The organism is Streptomyces sp. CA-146814 (assembly GCF_050942385.1).
Classification (GTDB): domain Bacteria; phylum Actinomycetota; class Actinomycetes; order Streptomycetales; family Streptomycetaceae; genus Streptomyces.
The window spans coordinates 7139971-7159411 of sequence record NZ_CP192068.1; the positions used below are offsets into that span (position 1 = coordinate 7139971).

The 19441-nt window shown below is 71.6% G+C and carries 17 protein-coding genes; 12 read left to right on the forward strand and 5 right to left on the reverse strand.

Translation table 11 applies throughout. From position 1 onward, the window contains the following. The first annotated feature begins 32 nt into the window (after positions 1–32). The 10 genes from ACQP09_RS31540 to ACQP09_RS31585 all read left to right on the forward strand — a co-directional run bounded on the left by ACQP09_RS31540 (position 33) and on the right by ACQP09_RS31585 (position 9727). Positions 33–1244 carry an MCE family protein gene (locus ACQP09_RS31540; RefSeq protein ID WP_433406830.1) on the forward strand — a complete coding sequence of 404 codons (1212 nt, stop codon included), beginning with the start codon at positions 33–35 and terminating at the stop codon, positions 1242–1244. Further along, positions 1241–2512, forward strand: coding sequence for an MCE family protein (locus ACQP09_RS31545; RefSeq protein WP_433405891.1), 1272 nt, complete (start codon positions 1241–1243; stop codon positions 2510–2512). The genes ACQP09_RS31540 and ACQP09_RS31545 overlap by 4 nt, the downstream gene beginning before the upstream one ends. Then, entirely contained in the window at positions 2509–3030 is a 522-nt protein-coding gene (locus ACQP09_RS31550) for a hypothetical protein (RefSeq protein ID WP_433405893.1), read from the forward strand. The genes ACQP09_RS31545 and ACQP09_RS31550 overlap by 4 nt, the downstream gene beginning before the upstream one ends. Further along, positions 3027–3650, forward strand: coding sequence for a hypothetical protein (locus ACQP09_RS31555; protein WP_433405895.1), 624 nt, complete (start codon positions 3027–3029; stop codon positions 3648–3650). Before ACQP09_RS31550 ends, ACQP09_RS31555 begins: the two co-directional genes overlap by 4 nt. A gap of 20 nt (positions 3651–3670) precedes the next feature. Further along, complete coding sequence (locus ACQP09_RS31560) at positions 3671–4201, forward strand: hypothetical protein (RefSeq protein ID WP_433405896.1); 531 nt, start codon at positions 3671–3673, stop codon at positions 4199–4201. 57 nt (positions 4202–4258) lie between these two features. Beyond that, positions 4259–5059 (forward strand): hypothetical protein, encoded by an 801-nt coding sequence (locus ACQP09_RS31565; RefSeq protein ID WP_433405898.1) that lies wholly within the window; start codon positions 4259–4261, stop codon positions 5057–5059. 37 nt (positions 5060–5096) lie between these two features. Then, positions 5097–6401: a lytic transglycosylase domain-containing protein gene (locus ACQP09_RS31570; RefSeq protein WP_433405900.1), complete on the forward strand. Its 1305-nt coding sequence runs from the start codon at positions 5097–5099 to the stop codon at positions 6399–6401. Between the two features lie 181 nt (positions 6402–6582). Further along, a complete protein-coding gene (locus ACQP09_RS31575; protein WP_433405902.1) occupies positions 6583–8247 on the forward strand; it encodes a PP2C family protein-serine/threonine phosphatase in 1665 nt (554 codons plus the stop codon). Beyond that, on the forward strand, positions 8244–9335 hold the full coding sequence (locus tag ACQP09_RS31580) for a cobalamin B12-binding domain-containing protein (protein WP_433405904.1): 1092 nt from the start codon (positions 8244–8246) through the stop codon (positions 9333–9335). The genes ACQP09_RS31575 and ACQP09_RS31580 overlap by 4 nt, the downstream gene beginning before the upstream one ends. Continuing rightward, positions 9332–9727, forward strand: a complete 396-nt coding sequence (locus ACQP09_RS31585) for an STAS domain-containing protein (protein WP_433405906.1) — start codon at positions 9332–9334, stop codon at positions 9725–9727. Before ACQP09_RS31580 ends, ACQP09_RS31585 begins: the two co-directional genes overlap by 4 nt. A 90-nt stretch (positions 9728–9817) precedes the next feature. Here ACQP09_RS31585 and ACQP09_RS31590 read toward each other — a convergent pair whose 3' ends face one another. The 3 genes from ACQP09_RS31590 to ACQP09_RS31600 all read right to left on the reverse strand — a co-directional run bounded on the left by ACQP09_RS31590 (position 9818) and on the right by ACQP09_RS31600 (position 12472). Continuing rightward, positions 9818–10237 (reverse strand): ATP-binding protein, encoded by a 420-nt coding sequence (locus tag ACQP09_RS31590; protein ID WP_433405908.1) that lies wholly within the window; start codon positions 10235–10237, stop codon positions 9818–9820. A 117-nt stretch (positions 10238–10354) separates the two neighbouring features. Further along, positions 10355–11320 (reverse strand): polyphosphate kinase 2, encoded by a 966-nt coding sequence (gene ppk2 / locus ACQP09_RS31595; RefSeq protein ID WP_433405910.1) that lies wholly within the window; start codon positions 11318–11320, stop codon positions 10355–10357. A 90-nt stretch (positions 11321–11410) separates the two neighbouring features. Further along, positions 11411–12472, reverse strand: a complete 1062-nt coding sequence (locus ACQP09_RS31600) for an ATP-dependent DNA ligase (protein ID WP_433405912.1) — start codon at positions 12470–12472, stop codon at positions 11411–11413. 76 nt (positions 12473–12548) lie between these two features. Between ACQP09_RS31600 and ligD the strand changes: the two genes are divergently transcribed. Together ligD and ACQP09_RS31610 are read left to right on the forward strand one after the other, a co-directional pair. Further along, entirely contained in the window at positions 12549–13574 is a 1026-nt protein-coding gene (gene ligD, locus ACQP09_RS31605; protein ID WP_433405913.1) for a non-homologous end-joining DNA ligase, read from the forward strand. Then, the gene (locus ACQP09_RS31610; protein ID WP_433405914.1) at positions 13571–14638 is read left to right on the forward strand and encodes an ABC transporter permease; all 1068 of its coding nucleotides are present in this window, start codon (positions 13571–13573) and stop codon (positions 14636–14638) included. Before ligD ends, ACQP09_RS31610 begins: the two co-directional genes overlap by 4 nt. 35 nt (positions 14639–14673) lie before the next feature. Here ACQP09_RS31610 and ACQP09_RS31615 read toward each other — a convergent pair whose 3' ends face one another. Together ACQP09_RS31615 and ACQP09_RS31620 are read right to left on the reverse strand one after the other, a co-directional pair. Beyond that, complete coding sequence (locus tag ACQP09_RS31615) at positions 14674–16914, reverse strand: OmpL47-type beta-barrel domain-containing protein (RefSeq protein WP_433405916.1); 2241 nt, start codon at positions 16912–16914, stop codon at positions 14674–14676. Further along, positions 16911–19421: a ThuA domain-containing protein gene (locus tag ACQP09_RS31620; RefSeq protein WP_433406832.1), complete on the reverse strand. Its 2511-nt coding sequence runs from the start codon at positions 19419–19421 to the stop codon at positions 16911–16913. The genes ACQP09_RS31615 and ACQP09_RS31620 overlap by 4 nt, the downstream gene beginning before the upstream one ends. Positions 19422–19441: the final 20 nt, after the last annotated feature.

Consider the following 19441-nt stretch of genomic DNA (forward strand, 5'->3'; position numbering starts at 1 on the left):
CCCCGCGCACCACCGGGAAGCGCACCACCGGCATGCGCACCACCGGCACGCGTACCGCTGTCCGGGCGGCGACCGGAGCCGTGGCCCTGCTGGCCACCGGCGCGCTGATCGCGCTGGTCGTGGTCCGCACCGACGGCCCGGTCCTCACCGGCATCGAGCAGATCACGCTGCCCGGCGGCGCCGACCTCGGCGACCAGCCGTACGAGATCACCGCCGAGTTCGGCGACGTTCTCAGCCTGGCCCCGCAGTCCTCGGTCAAGGTCAACGACGTCTCCGTCGGACGCGTCACCAGGATCGACCTCGCCGCCGACGGCTGGAGCGCCAGGGTCACCATGCGGGTCAACGGGGACATCGAGCTCCCGGCCAACGCCTACGCCCGCCTCGAACAGTCCAGCCTCCTCGGCGAGAAGTTCATCCAGCTCACCCGGCCCGCCGAGGGCACCGCCCGCGGCTCGCTGGCGGAGACCGGCCGCATCCCGCTCACCCGCACCAACCGCAACCCGGAGGTCGAAGAGGTCTTCGGCGCCCTCTCCCTGCTGCTCAACGGCGGCGGGATCAACCAGCTCAAGACCATCACCACCGAGCTGAACAAGGCGCTCACCGGCCAGGAGCCGCAGATCCGCTCGATGCTGAAGCGGGTCGACACCCTCGTCACCAACCTGGACAGCAACAAGGGCGACATCACTCGGGCCCTGGACGGCGTGAACCGGCTCGCCGCCACGCTCGCCACCCGCAAGCAGGACGTCGGAACGGTCCTCACCGGGCTCAGCCCCGGACTGAAGGTCCTGGAGAAACAGCGCGGTTCGCTGCTCACCATGCTGCGCTCGCTCGACACGCTCTCCACGGTGGCCGTCGACACGGTCAACCGGAGCAAGGCGGACATGATCGCCGACCTGAAGGCGCTCGCCCCGACCCTGAAGGCGCTCGCCGACTCCGGCCAGGACCTGCCCGACGCGCTCCAGGCCTCGCTGACGTACCCGTTCACGGACGAGGTGCTGCGCGGAGTGAAGGGCGACTATCTGAACGTCTACCTGGACGTCACGGCAGCATCCGGTACGCGGATCATCCCGGCCCTCACGCCGGACGACCCGACCCTGCCTCCGCCACCGCACGAGCCGCCCGGCGAGGACGGCGGAGACGGTACGGAGGGCGCGTCGGCGGCCCGCGGCGCGCTGCCGTTTCCGCTGCCGGCCGTGTCGCGTACGTCGGGCCCCGAGGCCTCGGAGAAGGGCGGCACCCCGTGATCACTCCCGCCATCCGGCTCAAGAACATCGCCTTCCTCGTCATCGCCGTGCTCGTCCTGGGCTACCTCGGCGTCCGGTACGCCGGCCTCGGCCACTACGTCGGACTGCGCAGCTACTACACCGTCACGGTCCAACTCCCGCAGACCGGCGGCCTCTACACCCACTCCAACGTCACCTACCGGGGCGTCTCGGTGGGTCGGGTCGGGCCCATCGAGCTGACCGAGGACGGTGTGGCGGCCGAGCTGCGGATCGAGAAGGACGCCCCGCCCATCCCGGACGGCCTGAAGGCCGTCGTCGCCAACCTCTCGGCGGTCGGCGAGCAATACGTCGACCTGCGCCCGACCCGCTCCGCCGGCCCCTACCTGGGCAACGGCTCGGTGATCGAGGCGGCCGACACCACCCTCCCGGCACCGCCCACCGAGGTCCTCACCAGCGTCAACGACTTCGCGAGCTCGGTCGACCCGGAGCATCTGCGCACGGTGGTCGAGGAGTTCGGCACCGCCTTCGAAGGGCGCGGCGACGACCTCCAGGTGCTGCTGGACAGCGGCGGCGACTTCGTCGAAGCGGCCGACCGGGCACTGCCGACGACCACCCGGCTGATGGCCGACGGCGAGACCGTGCTGCGCACCCAGGCCGAACAGGGCGCGGCGCTCAAGGGGTTCGCCTCCGGCGCCAAGGAGCTGGCGGCCGAACTCAAGAGCTCCGACGGCGACCTGCGGCGGCTGATCGCGACGACGCCGGACGCCGCCGTACAGATCAGCGGGCTGCTGCGCGACCTGGACCCGGCCTTCGGTGTCGTCGTCGCCAACCTGCTCACCACATCGGAGGTCGCCGTCACCCGCCAACGAGGTCTGGAGGAACTGCTGGTGAAGCTCCCGGCGGTGGTGGCGGCCGGATCGAGCGCGGTCGACGAGGACGGGGCCCGGTTCGGTATGTCGGTCACCTTCTTCGAGCCGCTGCCCTGCACCGCCGGATACGGTGCCACGACCTACCGCAACGGACTCGACACCTCACCGGCTCCCGCGCTCAACTCCGGTGCCCGGTGCGCCTCTTCAGCCGGTACCGGCATCAACGTCCGAGGCAGCGCCAACGCGCCGAAGGGCGGCCCGGTGCCCGCACCCGCCCAGCCCGGCTCGATGCTGCTGGGGGAGGGGGCCGACGCTGACGTGAAGGACCGGCTCCCCGGAGCACTCGGCACCGCACCCGGTACCGCACCTCCCGCCCCCGGCATGGCCGGACTCCTGGGGCTGGGAGGCGGTGGCTCATGACGCTCCGCACCCGGCACCTCGGCGGCTGGGCCGTCCTGCTGGCCGCCGCGCTCGTCTGCGGACTCGGCACCTGGTCGTACGCCCAGGCGCGCGGCGACCGCACCCTCGCCTACGCCAAGGCCCGCGATGCGGCACTGGCGCAAGGCAAACGGCACCTGGCCACGCTGAACAGCCTGGACGGCAGGGACGCCACCAGCGTCTCCGCTGGGCTGCGGGCCTGGCGGGAGGCCGCGACGGGACCGCTCCACGACCAGCTGAAGCGGACCTCGGCCGCCGACGCGAAGACGCTCACCGAAGCGGGCGACACCGCCGACTCCGAGGTGACGTCGGCGGCGCTCACCGCCCTGGACGACCGCACCGGCACGGCGGAGCTGATCGCCACCGTGGACGTCGAGGTCACTCCGCGCACGGGCGCACCGGGCACTCAGCGCAAGCGCTTCACCGCCACGCTCGCCCGTACCGAGGCCGGCTGGAAAGTGAAGGCGCTCACGGCGATGGCGGCGGGAGACGGCGGATGAGCGAACGAACAGTGTTGCTGGGCAAGGCTGTTGAGGGTGAGGAGCATCTCGACGCCGTCGAACCGGACGCCGTCGAACCGGACGCCGTCGAACCGGACAGCACCGACGAGCCCGGCCGCCGTCCCCGGTGGCCTCGCATCCTCGGCGCCACCCTGGCGCTCGCTCTCCTCGTCACCGGCGGCCTCCTCTTCGCCGAAGGCCGCGAGCTGCGCGACACCCCGGCCACCACCAACCTCGCCCTCACCGACGCCGAGGCCACCACCCGGGTCACCGGCGACGTCAGCAACGCGCTCGGCCGGATCTTCTCGTACGGCCCCGACGCCACCGGCCTCACCAAGGAAGCCGCGCAGGAGGTCCTCGCGGGCAAGGCGCTCCAGCAGTACGCGGCCCTGTTCGGCCAGGTCGAGAAGCAGGCCGCCGACCAGAAGCTGACGCTCACCACCCATGTCGTACGGGCCGGAGTCACCCGGCTGTCCGGCACCGGCGCCCACCTCCTGGTCTTCCTCGACCAGGTCTACGAACGCCGGGGCCGGCCCGCCACCACCGCATCCGGCCAGCTCTCCGTCACCGCCGAACTGCGGGACGAGCGCTGGCGGATCGTCGAGATCAGCTCCATATGACGGCAGGGGAGAGGCAGCACATGGCACGCGCGGGAACGACGAGAAACCCCCTGGTGATCGCGGCGACGGCACTCGCGGTCGTGGCGGCCGGAGCGGCAGGCTTCGGCGGCTGGCAGCGCTACGACGCCGCTCACGACGGATCGGCCTCGTACGCGCAGGCGAGGGACGACGCGCTGGCGGCGGGCGAGCAGGCGGTGCAGAACATGAACACCCTGGACCACCGCACGCTGGAGAGGGGACTCGACAGCTGGGAGGAGTCGACCACCGGCGACCTCCACCGCCAACTCGTCGAAGGGCGGGACGCGTTCGCGAAGCAGATCGTGGCGGCGAAGACGGTCAGCACCGCGAAGGTCCTCTCCGGCGCGGTGACCGAACTCGACGAACGCGCGGGCCGGGCGGGGGTCATGGTGGCGCTCCGGGTCACCGTCACCGCGCCCAAGGGCGACCCGGCGGTGAAGGAGAGCCGGATGCTCGGCACCCTCACCCGGACCTCCGCGGGCTGGAAGCTCAGCGCCCTCGGCCAGGCACCCGTCGGCTCCACGGCGGGCTGAACCCCGCCTCGTACCCGCGCAGGCCCCGCCGCCCCGCATCCGAGAGGACCTTCCGACATGTCGACCACGCGCCACCTGGTCAACCGCCGCCGCAGACTGGCCACTTCGCCATCCCGCCCGAGCCCGTCAGCCGAGCTGGTCTCCAAGCCCGTTACGGAAGTGGACCCGGAGGCCGCCACGGCGACCGAGCGCGAGCCGAAGGCCGTGACCGGGTCCGAGCGTGAGCCGGAGGCCGTGACCGGGTCCGAGCGTGAGCCGGAGGCCGTGACCGGGTCCGAGCGTGAGCCGGAGGCCGTAACCGGGTCCGAGCCGGAGCCCAGGGCGGCAGCCACCTCCCGGCGGCGGCTCCGCCCCCGCCTTCCCGCACTCCTCTGCGCCCTCACCGTCCTCCTCGGGGCCTTCGCCGCCTGGGCGTTCACCTCGGCGGCGAGTCTGCGGGACGAGCCCGCGCGGCAGAACACCGCGCTCACCGACATCGCCGCGACCAGCGAGGTGAAGGGGCGGATCAGCGAGGCGGTCGGCGCGGTGTTCTCGTACGACTACGCCTCGCCCGCCCGCTCGGACCGTGCGGCGAAGACGTACCTGACCGGCAGGGCCGTGCAGCAGCACCAGGACATGCTCGCGGAGGTACGGGAGCAGGCGCCGCGGCAGAAGCTCGTCCTCACCACGACGGTCACCGCGAGCGGGGTCGAGTATCTGGACGGTGACCGCGCCCGGCTGCTGGTCTTCGCCGACCAGAGCAACACCCGTACCGGCAAGGACGAGGAGACGACCTTCGCGGCGGCCATGTTCGCCGTGGACGCCGTCCGTCGTGGGGACACCTGGCGGATCGCCGCCATCGACACGTTCACCCGCTGAACCGCCAGGCCGGGCAGCCGGGGAGAGGGGACCTGCTATGAGGTTCAACGGTACGGTGCGCCGCCAGCTCACCGGTACGGTCACCGCGGTCGCCGCGATGGCCGCGCTCACCGCGTCCCAGGCGCCCGGCTTCGGTGACGCGGACGCGGTGGCGGCGACACGCGAAGTGCGGGCCGCGTCGGGCACGGACGACGTGGTGTGGAGCGAGGTGGAGGGCGACGACTCGTACCACACCGAGCTGCCACCGCTGGAGAGCCCGCAGCCGCCCGCGCCCCTGAAGCCGCCACGGGCCGGGACCCAACCGCCGCTTCCGCTGGTGGCCCGGCCCCGTTCCGAGGCGGGCATCCCGGCGACCGTGCTCACCGCGTACCGGAACGCCGAGCGGTCCTTACGCCGCAGCGACCCCGGCTGCCGGCTCCCCTGGCAGCTGCTCGCGGCGATCGGCAAGGTGGAGTCCGGGCAGGCGGCGGGCGGGCGGGTCGACGTGCGGGGCACGACGCTCACGCCGATCCTGGGGCCCGCGCTCGACGGAGTGGGCTTCGCGCTGATCCGGGACACGGACAACGGGGTGTACGACGGCGACCGGACGTACGACCGGGCCGTCGGGCCGATGCAATTCATCCCGTCCACCTGGGTGAACTGGGCCAAGGACGGCAACGGCGACGGCCGCAAGGACCCGAACAACATCTACGACGCCGCTCTCGCCGCCGGGGACTACCTCTGCGCCGGCGGCCGCGATCTGACCGTCCGGGCCGACCTGGACCGGGCGATCCTCAGCTACAACCGCTCCGGCGCCTATCTCCGTACGGTGCTGTCCTGGCTGGAGTTCTACCGCCAGGGCACCCATCCGGTCGCCGATGGGCAGGGCGTTCTCCCCGTCAGCCCCGGGCCCGGCGGCGTGAACCGGCCGAAGGCACCGGTCGGCTCCGGCACGCCCGTGGAGCCCGGCAAGGGTGGCGGCGGCATCGTCATCGGCCCCCAGCCCACTCGCCCCCCGGGCCCCAACCCCACACCCGCCCCCACGAAACCCGGCTCCCCGAGCCCGAGCCCCTCCGACCCCGGCACCCCGACCCCGACGCCCGGCCCGACGGATCCCACCCCTGACCCCACGGATCCCACGGACCCCGGCCCCGGCCCCACCGACCCCGGACCCACCGACCCGGACCCCACCCCCACCGACCCGACACCCACCCCCACCGATCCCGGCCCCGACCCCACCGACCCGGGCCCGCCCGAGCCCACCCCCACCCCCACCCCCACCGACGCAGCTCCCACCGACCCGGCCCCCACCACCGACCCGGGAACCACCGACCCCGCAACCACCGCCCCGTCCGCCACCTGAGCCGAGAATGTGTGAAGACCTCGAAAGAGTGACGTGACCGTCTTGTGCCACAGGTGACCCGCATGGTGGACGCACGCGGGATCGGGTTGATATTTCGGGCGGCCTCCGAGATGTTTGCCCGAAGGAAACAGTTCGTTCCGATCGGAAGGTGGTGCGACTCGCCGCAGGCGGGTCCCCCCTCATGGCTTCACCCAAGGCAGAGACCGGCACACCCACGAAGGAGCGATGCACTCCGACCGACTGGGGCCGGCCGCCGCACGCCGTGATCGTGGTCGTCGACCGCGCCGGAACGGCCGTACGGATCGACGGGGACACGGGCCTGCTCCCGGGCGTCCGGCAGGACACCCGGCTGCCCGACGGCCTCGCCTGGCTGTCCCGGGCCACCGCCGCGGTGGCCGAGGACGCCGTGCACCAGGGCGGCTCGCGGCTCCCCGCCGTCCAGGGCGGGTTCGAGGGCCGGAGCTTCGAGGCCCATCCGACCCGGCGCGGGGACGGCGAGGTGGTGTGGTGGCTGGTCGACCAGACGGCCCGGTACGCCGCCGAGGAGGCGCTGACCACCGAACGCGAACGCACCAGGTTCCTCGCCGAGGCGTCCAACGTGCTGCTGTCCTCGCTCAACTCCGAGCGGTGCATGGCAGCCACCGCCCGGCTGGCCGCCGGATTCCTGGCCGACGCGGCCGTCGTGGTGGCGCCGTCGGCGGGCCGCCGGCTGCCCGTGACCCGTGCCGTGCAGGGCCAGGACGTCAGGCAGGACATGATCGCGGCCGACCCCACCGACGTACCGGGTCTCGCCGAGGCGCTGAGGGGCTTCCCGCCCGTCCCGTCGCGGTGGATCGACCCGACGTCGCTGCCCGACTGGCTCGTGCCCGAGGGCTTCGGTACGACGGTCGGCTCGGTGGCCGTGACCCCGCTGCCCGGCCACGGCGTGCCCGCCGGGGCGCTGATCCTGCTCCGCGCGGACACCAGCAGCGGGTTCAGCGAGACGGAGGAGACGTTCGCCCGGCTGTTCGCGGCCCGCGCCGGAGCCGCCCTGTCCGCGGCCCGCCTCTACGCCGAACAGCACAGCATCACCCGCACGCTGATGCGCGATCTGCTGCCGCCGCGCCTCCACCGGGTGCACGGCGTCGAGTTCGCCGGCGGCTACCGCCCCTCCAGCTCCCACGAGCGGGTCGGCGGCGACTTCTACGACGTCCACCCCGGCCCCACGCCCTCCGACCCGTCGCTCGTGGTGCTCGGCGACGTCTGCGGCAAGGGGCTGGAGGCCGCGGTCCTCACCGGCAAGATCCGCAACACGCTCCAGGCCCTCATGCCGATGGCCGACGACCACGAACGGGTGCTGCAACTCCTCAACGGAGCGCTGCTGAACACCGACAACACCCGGTTCGCCACGCTGGTCCTGGCATCCGTCCGGCGCACCGAGAACCAGGTGCGCCTGCGCCTCACCTCGGCGGGCCACCCGGCGCCGCTGGTGGTGCGCGACGACGGCCGGGTGGAGGAGGTCCCCACCCGCGGCAGCCTGGTCGGAGCACTGGACCAGGTGACGGCCCGGACCGTCGAGACCGCCCTGTTCCCCGGCGACACGTGCCTGCTCTACACCGACGGCGTCACCGAGGCCCGCGGCGGCCCGCTCGGCGGTGAACTCTTCGGCGAGGAACGGCTGAAGCGGGCGCTGGCCGAGTGCGGCGGCATGCCCGGCGAGGCGATGGTGGAGCACATCAGGATGCTCACCGCGCAGTGGCTGCGCGACGGTGGCCACGACGATCAGGCGGTGGTCGCCATCACCGCACCGCGGACCACCCATCTGAGTGCGGTGGACGGTCACACACGGGGCAGGTACACCTCATGACCACCACCGTCGACGCTCCCGGTCTCGACACGCTGCGCACCGACCTGTGGACCGCGGTGACCGGCCGGGACGAGTACCGGGCCGCGGACATCGTGTTGCGGGCCCTGGACGCCGGAATATCTGCCGAGTCGGTCCTGCTCGACGTGATCGCCCCCGTGCAGGCCCGGGTCGGCCACGCCTGGCAGGCCGACCGGCTGACCGTCGCCCAGGAGCACGCGGCCACCGCGATCGCCGAGCGGGTGATCGCCGCGCTCGCGCACCACCCGGCCCACCGGCCCGCCCCTTACGGCGGCCGGATCACCGTCGCCTGCGTGGACCAGGAGTGGCACAGCCTGCCCGCCCGGCTGCTCGCCGAGGTCCTCACCCTGCGGGGCTGGCGGGTCGACTTCCTCGGCGCGCAGGTGCCCACCCCGCACCTCGTGACCCATCTGCACAACACCGGCGCGGACGCGGTGGCCCTCTCCTCGTCCCTCGCGACCCGGCTGCCCACCGCCCACACCGCGATCACCGCGTGCCAGGCGGTGGGCGTGCCCGTGCTGGCGGGCGGCGCGGCGTTCGGCCCGGACGGCCGCTACGCCCGGCTGCTCGGCGCCGACGCCTGGGCGCCCGACGCGCGCGCCGCGGCCCGGCGGCTGGCCGACGGCATCCCGGCCCCCGACCTGGCGGTGGGGCGGCGCGAGGCCGACGGCCTGGAGCACCTCACCGACCAGGAGTACACCCTCGTCGCACGGGCCGGAGCCCGGCTCGTCCGGGTGGTGCTGGCGTACCTGGAGGAGAACTTCCCGGCGATGGCGGAGTACTCCGGACGGCAGCGCGAGCGCACCGCCGAGGACATCGCCCACATCGTGGAGTTCCTCGGCGTGGCCCTCTACACCGACAGCGACGACCTCTTCACCGACTTCATCCGGTGGACCGCCGCCGTCCTGACGGCCCGCAACGTGCCCGCCCGGTCCCTGCGCCCCGCGCTGGACGCCCTGGGCGCCGAGCTCAAGGACTTCCCGCGGGCCACCCGCATGATCGACCGTGCCCGCCTCCACCTGGACGAGGCCGTGCCCACCACCGACCAGCCACCCGGAGCCTCCGCATGACCGCCCTGCCCACTCCCCTCCTCACCGTCACCGCCGAGGAGGGCCGGGGCTGGGTCCGGCTGCGCCTCACCGGGGACCTGGACTACGACACCAGCCACGAGCTGGTGGTGCGGGCGGGGGACTGGCTGGCCGTCCGGCCGGAGCTGCGTGACCTCCGCCTGAACTGCGCGGAGCTGAGGCTGTGCGACTCCATGGGCGTCTCGGCCCTGCTGCAGATCCACCGGGACGCGGCTGCCGAAGGCGTGTACCTGCATGTGGAGGACGCGCCGCCGTTCCTGGAGCGGATCATGCGGATCACCGGGATCCAGCACCTCTTCGCCTCGCAGCAGGACCGGCACAGCGCCGGCGAGGCGGCACCGTCCACCGAGCAGCGCCCGTCACCCTCGTCCTGAGCCGCAGCCGCCAGGCGCCGAGCCGGGCAAGCGCGGCGGCTCCAGAACAGGGCCACCACGGCGGCTCCAGAACAGAGTCACCACGGTGGCTCAGAACAGAGCCACCACGGCGACGATGCGCTTGCCGCCCTGGTGGGAGGTGACGGACAGCTGCCGGGTGAGCCGGTGCACCAGCGACCAGCCGTAACCGCCCTCGCCGACCGACCCCGGCGGCGGCTCCTGGAGCACGGGATGCCGGGGGTCCGCGTCGTCGACGACGAGGCGGAGCCCGTCGTCGGTGATCCGGGCCGAGAAGCCGGTGAGGCCGCCGCCGTGCCGCAGTGCGTTGGTGACGATCTCCGAGGTCACCAGCAGGGCGTCCGCCACGACCACGTTCGAGAGGATCTCGTCCGACAACTCGTCGAACTCCGCCGCCAGCAGCCGGGTCACGACATCGCGCGCCTCGCCCGCGGTCCGCGGAGTCTCCGAGGAGGTGCCGTCCGCGTGACGTACGCGAGGGGTGCTGTACACGCCCGTACCTCCTTCCGTGCCGTCGATCTCTTCCACTCCGGGTGGAAACCACCGCATTCCCCCTGTCGCCACCTCCATACCTGGCTGACCCCGATGGCTCACCTGTCGGCCCCGCCGTCAGGGCTGCTCGGGATGGTCGCCCGGCCCGTGGACCCGGGTGGCCAGCGGGGTGGGGGAGAGGTCGGACCGTTCCTCGCCCGGTTCCAGCAGCGTGTCCGCGGCACCGATGATCAGCGGGTCCGGGGTGCCGACGGCCTTGTCGTCCTTGCTGTCGTAGTCGAACCGCCACAGCAGACTGCGCATCGCCTCCAGCCGGCCGCGCTTCTTGTCGTTGCTCTTCACCACCGTCCACGGCGCGTGTTCGGTGTCCGTGGCCCGGAACATGTCGACCTTCGCCGCCGTGTAGTCGTCCCAGAGGTCGAGCGAGGCCAGGTCGGTCGGCGACAGCTTCCACTGGCGCACCGGGTCGACCTGCCGGATCGCGAACCGGGTGCGCTGTTCGTTGCGGGAGACCGAGAACCAGAACTTCACCAGCAGCACACCGTCGTCGACGAGCATCCGCTCGAACAGCGGCGCCTGCTTGAGGAAATGGCCGTGCTGCTCCGGGGTGCAGAACTCCATCACCCGCTCCACCCCGGCCCGGTTGTACCAGGAGCGGTCGAAGAAGACGATCTCACCGGCGGTCGGCAGATGGGACACGTACCGCTGGAAGTACCACTGACCGCTCTCGCGCTCGGTCGGCTTCTCCAGGGCCACCACGCGCGCGCCACGCGGGTTGAGGCGCTCGGTGAACCGCTGGATCGTCCCGCCCTTGCCCGCCGCGTCGCGGCCCTCGCACAGGACCACCAGCCGCTGCCCGCTCTCCCGGACCCAGCGCTGGAGCTTCAGCAGCTCGATCTGGAGGATGCGCTTCTCCTTCTCGTACTCCCTGCGCCGCATCCGCTGTTCGTACGGGTAGTTCTCCCGCCAGGTCTCCAGTGGGCGGCCCCGCTCGTCGAGCAGCACCGGCTGCTCGGGCCGCCGTCCGTCGACGGTCAGCCCCTTGAGCAGCTCCGCCGGGTCGGTCTCCGGGCCATCGGCCATCTTCGTTCCCCGTTCTCCTCGGTACACCCCTGCCCGCAGCCTGGTGCCCCCGTCACCGCCGCTCATGTCCGCGGAGGCGGCCCTTCCGGATCAGCCGCCCGCGAACACCTGCGCCAGGTCGTAGGAGACGACCTCCTCCAGCTGCCCGTACGTACAGCCGGCCGGGTCCCGGTCCGGGCGCCACCGCCGGAACTGCGTCGTATGGCGGAACCGGTCCCCCTCCATGTGGTCGTACGCCACCTCGCAGACCCGTTCCGGCCGCAGCGGCACCCACGACTGGTCCTTCTTGCCCGACCAGCGGTTCTGCGTCCCCGGCAGCCGCGCGGCCTCGTGCGCCGCCGCCTCGGCCCACGCACCCCACGGGTGGTCGGCGAACGCGCAGCGCAGCGGGGCCAGCTCCTCGGCCAGTTCGGCGCGCCGCTTCATCGGGAAGGCCGCGCAGACGCCGACGTGCTGGAGCACGCCCTCGGAGTCGTACAGGCCGAGCAGGAGCGAGCCGACGACCGGGCCGCTCTTATGCTCGCGGTACCCCGCCAACACGACATCGGCGGTCCGCTCGTGCTTGATCTTGTACATCACCCGGGTGTCGGGCCGGTACGGCAGATCCAGCGGCTTGGCCACGATCCCGTCCAGCCCCGCTCCCTCGTACCGGTCGAACCACTCGCGGGCCAGCTCGATGTCCGTGGTGGACGGAGCGAGGAGTACAGGCGCGGAGGCGCCGGAGAGAGCGGCTGTCAGGACGGCCCGGCGGTCCACCTGCGGGGTGCTCAACAGGGAGGTGTCGTCGACCGCGAGGACGTCGAAGGCGACGAAGCTCGCCGGGGTCCGCTCTGCCAGCATCCGCACCCGGGAGTCGGCCGGATGGATGCGCTCGCTGAGCCGGTCGAAGTCGAGCCGTCCTTCGTGGGCGATGACGATCTCGCCGTCGATCACACAGCGCGGCGGCAGGTTCTCCCGTACGGCGTCGACCAGATCCGGGAAGTAGCGGGTCAGCGACTTCCCCGTACGGCTGCCGATCTCCACCTCGTCGCCGTCCCGGTACACGATGGCCCGGAAGCCGTCCCACTTCGCCTCGTAGCTCATGCCCGGCGGGATCTTGGCCACCGACTTGGCGAGCATCGGCTTCACGGGCGGCATCACCGGCAGGTCCATGGCCCGATTCTGGACCGGCCACCTGACCGTGTCTCCCGATATGCGGCATATGTGCGACCGGCCTACGGTGGCCGTCATGGGAGCTGCGGTGGAGCTGGACGCGGGCGGACGAGCGGTGAGGCTCTCCAACCCGGACAAGGTGTACTTCCCGGCGAAGGGCTACACGAAGAGGGACGTGGCGGAGTACTTCCTGGCCGTGGGTCCCGGGATCACGCGTGCCCTGAACCACCGGCCGACCACGCTCCAGCGGTTCGTGGACGGCGTCGAGGGCGACTTCTTCTACCAGAAGCGCGCCCCGAAGAACCTCCCCGAGTGGATCCCCACCGCCCGCATCGCCTTCCCCAGCGGACGCCCCGCCGACGAGCTGTGCCCCACCGAGCTCGCCGCCGTGATCTGGGCCGCCAACCTCGGCACCCTCACCTTCCACCCCTGGCCGGTCCGGGCCGGGGACACCGACCACCCGGACGAACTCCGTATCGACCTGGACCCGCAGCCCGGCACCGACTACGCCGACGCGGTCACCGCCGCCCACGAGCTGCGCTCGGTCCTGGAGGACCACGGCGTACGCGGCTGGCCCAAGACCTCCGGCGGGCGCGGGATGCACGTCTTCGTCCCCATCCAGCCCGCCTGGACCTTCACCGAGGTCCGGCGCGCCGCCATCGCCGCCGGGCGCGAGCTGGAGCGGCGGATGCCGGAGCGGGTGACGACGGCCTGGTGGAAGGAGGAGCGCGGCGAACGGATCTTCGTCGACTTCAACCAGACCGCCCGCGACCGCACGATCGCCTCCGCCTACTCCGTACGCCCCTTCCCGCACGCCCCGGTCTCCGCGCCGCTGCGCTGGGAGGAGATCGACGACGCCGAACCGCGCGACTTCGACATCCGCACGCTGCCGGTGCGGTACGCCGAGGTCGGTGACGTCCACGCCGACATGGACCAGGAGGCGTTCCGGCTGGACGGGCTGCTGGAGCTGGCGGACCGGGACGAGAAGGAGCGCGGGCTCGGGGACATGCCGTACCCGCCGGAGTACCCGAAGATGCCCGGCGAACCGAAGCGGGTGCAGCCCAGCCGCGCACGCCACGACGACGGTGACGATCCCGCGTGAGCGGCAGCGGTGAGAAGCACGGGGCCCACGGCCGACCGCTGACGTTGCGCGAGCGCTGGGAGGCGTACAAGAACAGCCCGTTCCTCCCGGCGACCGTCCTGGTCCTCATCGTGGCCGCCGCGGCCGGACTCTTCGCCGGCTCCTACACGTACGCGATGGCCAAACCCACTCCGCACCGCATCCCGGCCGCCCTGGTCACCCAGCCGGAGGTGGAGCGCGGGGAGGCGTTCGTCACCGGGATGGAGAAGGCGCTCGACGCCTCGCTCGAACTGCGCGACTATCCGGACGTCGCCGAGGCCCGCCGCGCCCTGGACGAACAGAAGGTCTTCGCCATCGTCCGCGCCTCCGACACCGGCGTTGCGCTCGACGTGGCCGGGGCGTCCGGTGCCTCCGTGGCCGAACTGCTCGGCAAGGCGGGGCTCGAAGTGGGTGATGCCACCGGGGTCGAGGTCACCGTCCGGGACGTCAAGCCGCTCCAGCGGGGCGACCCGCGCGGGCTCGCGCTGTTCTACATCTCGCTGGCCGCCGTCATCATGGGCTTCCTCGGCGCGATCCAGCTCAGCGTCCACGCGCACGGCCTCAACCCGGCGGAGCGCATCGCGTTCACCGCCGCGTACGCCCTGCTCGGCGGCTTCGCGATCGCGGCGGCCGTGGACTGGTGGCTCGGCGCCATCGACCTGCCGTTCGTCCAGTCCTGGCTGATCCTGGCGTTCACGATGTTCACCTCCGGCATGGTGTTCACCATGTTCAACACCCTGATGGGCCGCTGGGCGATGATCCCGACCTGGGGCGTCATGGTGCTGCTCGGCAACCCGTCCTCCGGCGGCGCGGTCTCCTGGCCGCTGCTGCCGTCCGTGCTCGGGCACATCGGGCGCTGGCTGCCGCCGGGCGCCTCGGTAAACGCGCAGCACACCGCCGTCTACTACCAGGGCCACCAGTTCGTCTTCCCGTACCTGGTGCTCGCCGCCTGGGCGCTGGTCTCCTGCACGGTGTTCTGGGTGTGGCGCCACCGGCACCCAGGAGGCCGCGCCCGCACGCCCGAGCATGCGGCCACGGCCTCCTGAGACCTTTCCGTACGGCTTACAGCATCCCGTACGGCTTACAGCTCCTTGATCCGGATGTCGCGGTACGAGATGACGTCCGTGACCCCGTGGACCTGGAGCCCGATGTAACCGGAGGCGAACCGCCGGCCGTCGGTGCCCGGGTCGTCACCGCGCGGCGGCTCGAAGAGCTGGCCACCGGTGTTGTCGAACTCGTTGATCAGGACACCGTTGCGGTAGATCGAGTAATGCTGGCCGACCACCTTGATCTCGTAGTCGTTCCAGGTGCCCTTGGGTGTGACCCCGGCGCCGCCGAGGCCCACCCGGTCGAAGCCGTACACCGAACCGGTCTTGTACATGTCGCCGTCCGGCCGGTCGTTGACCTGGATCTCATGGCCGTACTTGATGGCGACCCACTCCGGACGCGACTCCTCCGGGTGGTCGTGGACCTTCGGGAAGCGGACGAAGACCCCGCCGTTGGCGTTGCCCGAGCCCGGGGCGTCGTCCCGCCACTGGAGCTTCAGCGAGAAGTCACCGTACGCACGGGTCGGGAACCAGAGCATGCCCATGCCGCCGACCGTGGTGGAGCTGGTGATGGACTCCTCCTCCTCGTTCAGCCCGAACTGCCCGCCGCCCACGTGCTGCCACTTGGCGAGCGAGGCCGCCGTGCCGTCGAAGAGCTTGGTGTACCCCTCGGACTGGCCCGGCTTGCCGATGCCCGACTGCTTGGCGGCCTGGTTGATGGCCTTGCGCTCGCGCTGGTCGATGACGCCGTCGGTCTTCAGCTTGTCGAGCACCGCCGTCACGTGCTTGAGGAACAGCGCGTGCGAGGACCAGTCCTTCTCGTCCTCGATCAGCTCGTTGATCGTGCAGCGGTTACGGGTGATCCGGTTCGGGACGCCCGTGTCGACCGTGCCGACGAAGACGGTGTGCCGCTCGTCGAACTCCGCGCAGTTCGGCGCCGGGACCCCGCCGCCCTGGGCGATGGTGAACGACACCCTCTTCGCCTCGGAGGTGTTGCCCGCCTTGTCCGTCGCCCGGTGCGCCACCGTGTGGTGGCCGACCCGGTCGACGATCACGGGGGTGGTGTACGCGAGGTAGGGGCCGCCGTCCAGGCTGTACTCCACCTTCTCCACGCCCGAGTCGTCGTCGGTCGCGGTGACGGTGGCCTTGGCGCTGGTGATGAACGCGCCGTCGGAGTTCTTGTTCCCCTCCAGCTTCACCGAGGTCTCCGGCGCCGTCTTGTCCTGCGACGGCGGCTCGACGACGGTGAACGCGACGGACTTCTCGTCCGCGACGTTCCCCGACCGGTCGGTGGCCCGGTAGCGGACGGTGTGCTCGCCCACCTCGTGGACCATCACCGGTGCGGTGTACGGCTGCCACGCGCCGTCCGCACCGAGCGCGTACTCGATGGTGTTGACGCCGGACCCGGTGTCGGACGCGGTCACGGTGACCGTGGCCATGCCCAAGTAGGCTCCGTCGCCGTCCTGTTCACCCGAGACGGTCGCCGAGGTCTCCGGCGGCGTCTCGTCGTCGGTGGGCGGCGCGGCGACCGCGAAGTCGACGGATTTCTCCGCCGCCGCGTTGCCCGCCTTGTCGGTGGCCCGGTAGCGGACCGTGTGCTCGCCGACCTCGTTCACCACGACGGGCGCGGTGTACGGCTGCCAGGCACCGTCGGCGCCGAGTGCGTACTCGACGGTGTCGACGCCGGAGCCCGCGTCGGTGGCTTCGACGGTGACCGTGGCCTGGCCGATGTACGCGCCGTCGCCGTTCTGGTCGCCGTCGACCTTCGCCGAGGTCGCCGGGGCCTCGGTGTCCTCCTCGCCACCGCCCTCGGTGACGGTCAGGACGCCCTTCATCTCGCCGTGGCCCGGGATCGTGCAGTAGTAGAGGTACGTGCCCGGCGTCAGCGTGACCTCCACGCTGTGCTTGCCGCCTTCGGAGTCACCGGGGTTGGCCAGGATGTTCACCTGGACGTCGTTGTTGTGCTCCGGGTCCGAGACGCTGAACGTCAGCGTGTGCGGCATGCTCGTGGTGTTGCCGGTGGCCGTGCTGTTCTCGAAGACGATCGTCGCCTTGCCGGCCACCGCCGTCTGCGGAGCGGTGAGATAGCGGTCGATCGGGTCGCCCGCCGTCCAGGTCAGCACCTGGTCGGCGGCCTGGGCGGCGGGAGCGTCATCTCCCTTGCCGTACGCGGCCGTCGAGGTCAGTCCGAGGACCATGAGCAGGGAGGCCATCAGGGCCACCCAGAAACTGGGCGGCCGATGCCGCCGCCGGGCGAGGTACGTGGGGTGTCTCACTGCGCTGCCGCCTTTCCAACCAGGTCCTTGACGGCCGGAGTCGCCGCGCCGCCCTTGTAGGTCACGCGCCACAGCGCGGACTTGGCGTCGGAGGTGAAGAAGCCGCGCCCGTAGTCCAGGACGTAGAGTGAACCGTCCGGTGCGAACTTCCAGTCCATGAGGTTGCGGATGCCGTCGTTGCCCACCGGGATGATCTTCTTCAACGACTCGGCGTGCACCGGCAGTCCACCCTTGCCGACCGTCTTCGGGTCGGTGATCACCGCGTGGCGCGGCTGCGTGTCGTCGTAGAAGTCACCGACGAACCACTTGCCGTCCCAGTACGCGGGCCACTTCGCCGCCGACTCGCTCTGCGCGTTGTAGCGGTAGACCGGGCCGTTCATGGTCGCCTGGCCGCCGCCCTTCAGCCAGGGCAGCAACTCCTTCTGCTCCTCGGCCTTGTAGCTCGGCACACCGTTGGCGTCGCGCGGGTAGTCGACCCCGCCGCCCTGCGGTGAGTACCAGATGGTGTTCGGGGTCACCGGCGGCAGCTTGACCAGGCCGTCGTTGTTCGGCGACTCGTTCTTCGGGGCCTTGCAGTCGTACCAGCCTAGCGGCTTCGACGGGTCGGGCAGATTGCGGTCCCGGTAGGGCTGGTTGTTGCCCATGCAGAACGGCCATCCGTGGTTGCCCGCCTTGGTGATCGCGGCGAACGTGTCGTACTTCGCCGGGCCCCAGGTGGTGGAGGCCGAGCCCGCGTCGGGGCCGACCCAGCCGGCGTACAGCGTATCCGTGGCGGGGTCGATCGAGATCCGGGCCGGGTTGCGCACGCCCATCACATAGATCTCGCCCCGGGTCTTCCCGCCGCCCTCGTCCGGCTCCTTGCCGGTGAAGAGGTTGCCGGACGGGAGGGTGTACGTACCGTCGTCCTCCGGGTGGATGCGGAGGATCTTGCCGTTGAGGTTGTTGGTGTTGCCCGAGGTGCGGCGGGCGTCGGCGAAGGAGACGCCCTTGAAGTTCGGCTCCGGGTTGTTGCCGGAGTAACCGCTGCTGAAACCGGAGGAGTTGGTGTCACCGGTCGCGATGTAGAGGTTGTCCTTCGAGTCCCACGCCATACCGCCGCCCGCGTGGCAGCAGCTGTGGATCTGCACCGGCCAGCCGAGCAGCACCTTCTCCGAGGCGAGGTCCAGCTTCCCGGACGCCGAATCGTAGGTGAAGCGCGAGACCTGACGGGTCGCCATGTGCTTGTCCCGGTCGATCTTCGCGTGCGGGGTGTAGTGCAGATAGACCCAGCCGTTGGAGGCGAAGTCCGGGTCCAGCTCGATCCCGAGCAACCCCTCCTCGTTCTTGGTCAGCTCGTCGCCGCCGCCCTTGTTGCCGAAGACGTCCAGCGCACCGGCGAGGGTGACCTTCTTGGTCTCCGGGTTGTAGACGTGGATCTCGCCCTTGCCCTTGCCGATGTTCGGGTTGTTCCAGTCGGTGACGACCGGGACACCGCTCGCGGCGCCGCCGCGCCCGATGTAGAAGACCTTGCCGTCCGGAGCGGTGACGAGCCCGTGCGGCTCACCGATCTGGTCGTTCTGGCCCGGCTGGTTGGGCTGGGTCAGGCGCTCGGCCGCGTAGTTGGAGGTGATGGTCGCCTTGCAGTCGGCCTGCGAGGTCCGGTTCGTCCAGGCGAGGGCGCCGCGCAGGTGGTCGCGGAAGTCGGTCTCGGCGAAGCTGTCCGCCGTACCGCCCATCGCCGTGTAGAAGGAGCGCCCGCCGTCGTAGTCGCGGCACCAGGAGACCGGGTGGTCCCAGCCGTTGGCGCTCGCGCCCGGCTTGTACGTCAACTCCCGTACGCGCGCCACGGTGTGGACCTCACCGGACGGGTTCTTCGTCCAGTTCAGCCACTTGTCGGGACGCTTCCACTCCAGCGGCAGGCTCTTGGTTGCCGGGTGGACCCGGTCGCCGATCTCGACGGTCGCGCGCTGCACGGCGGTCGGGCTGTTCGCCGCCGGACGGGCGCCGACCAGGCCGGTGAACCAGTCCGAGTACGGCTCGGTGCGCGCCGCGTCATGGATGCCGAGGAAGCCGCCGCCCGCCTCCATGTACGCCTCCAGGCCCGCTTCCTGCTCCGGGTCCAGGACGTCGCCGCCGCCGGTGAGGAAGACCACCGCGTGGAAGGAGCCGAGCCGCTTGCCGTTGGTGAAGACGTTCGGGTTGGCGGTGGCCACGGTGGTGAACCGGCCGGCCTCCGGGCCGCTCTGCCCGATCTTCTCGATCGCCGCGATCCCGGCGTCCGTGTACGGCGCCTCGTCGGCCGCCGACGCGTGGAAGACCAGCACCTTCACCTGGTTCTTCGCGCCTGGCGGGGACGGTAGGGACAACGTTGTCGCCATCTTCTCGACCAGGTCCCGGTCCGGCGACGTGCCCGCGTTGGCCGGACCGCCCGCGCTGAGCAAGGACACGGTCAGTGCGCCGGCCGCCACGGCCGCCGCGAGGCCGCGTCGGTGTCGTGATCTGGACCGGTGATGCGGTGCGCCGTGCATGTGGGTCACCCAACCCTTCT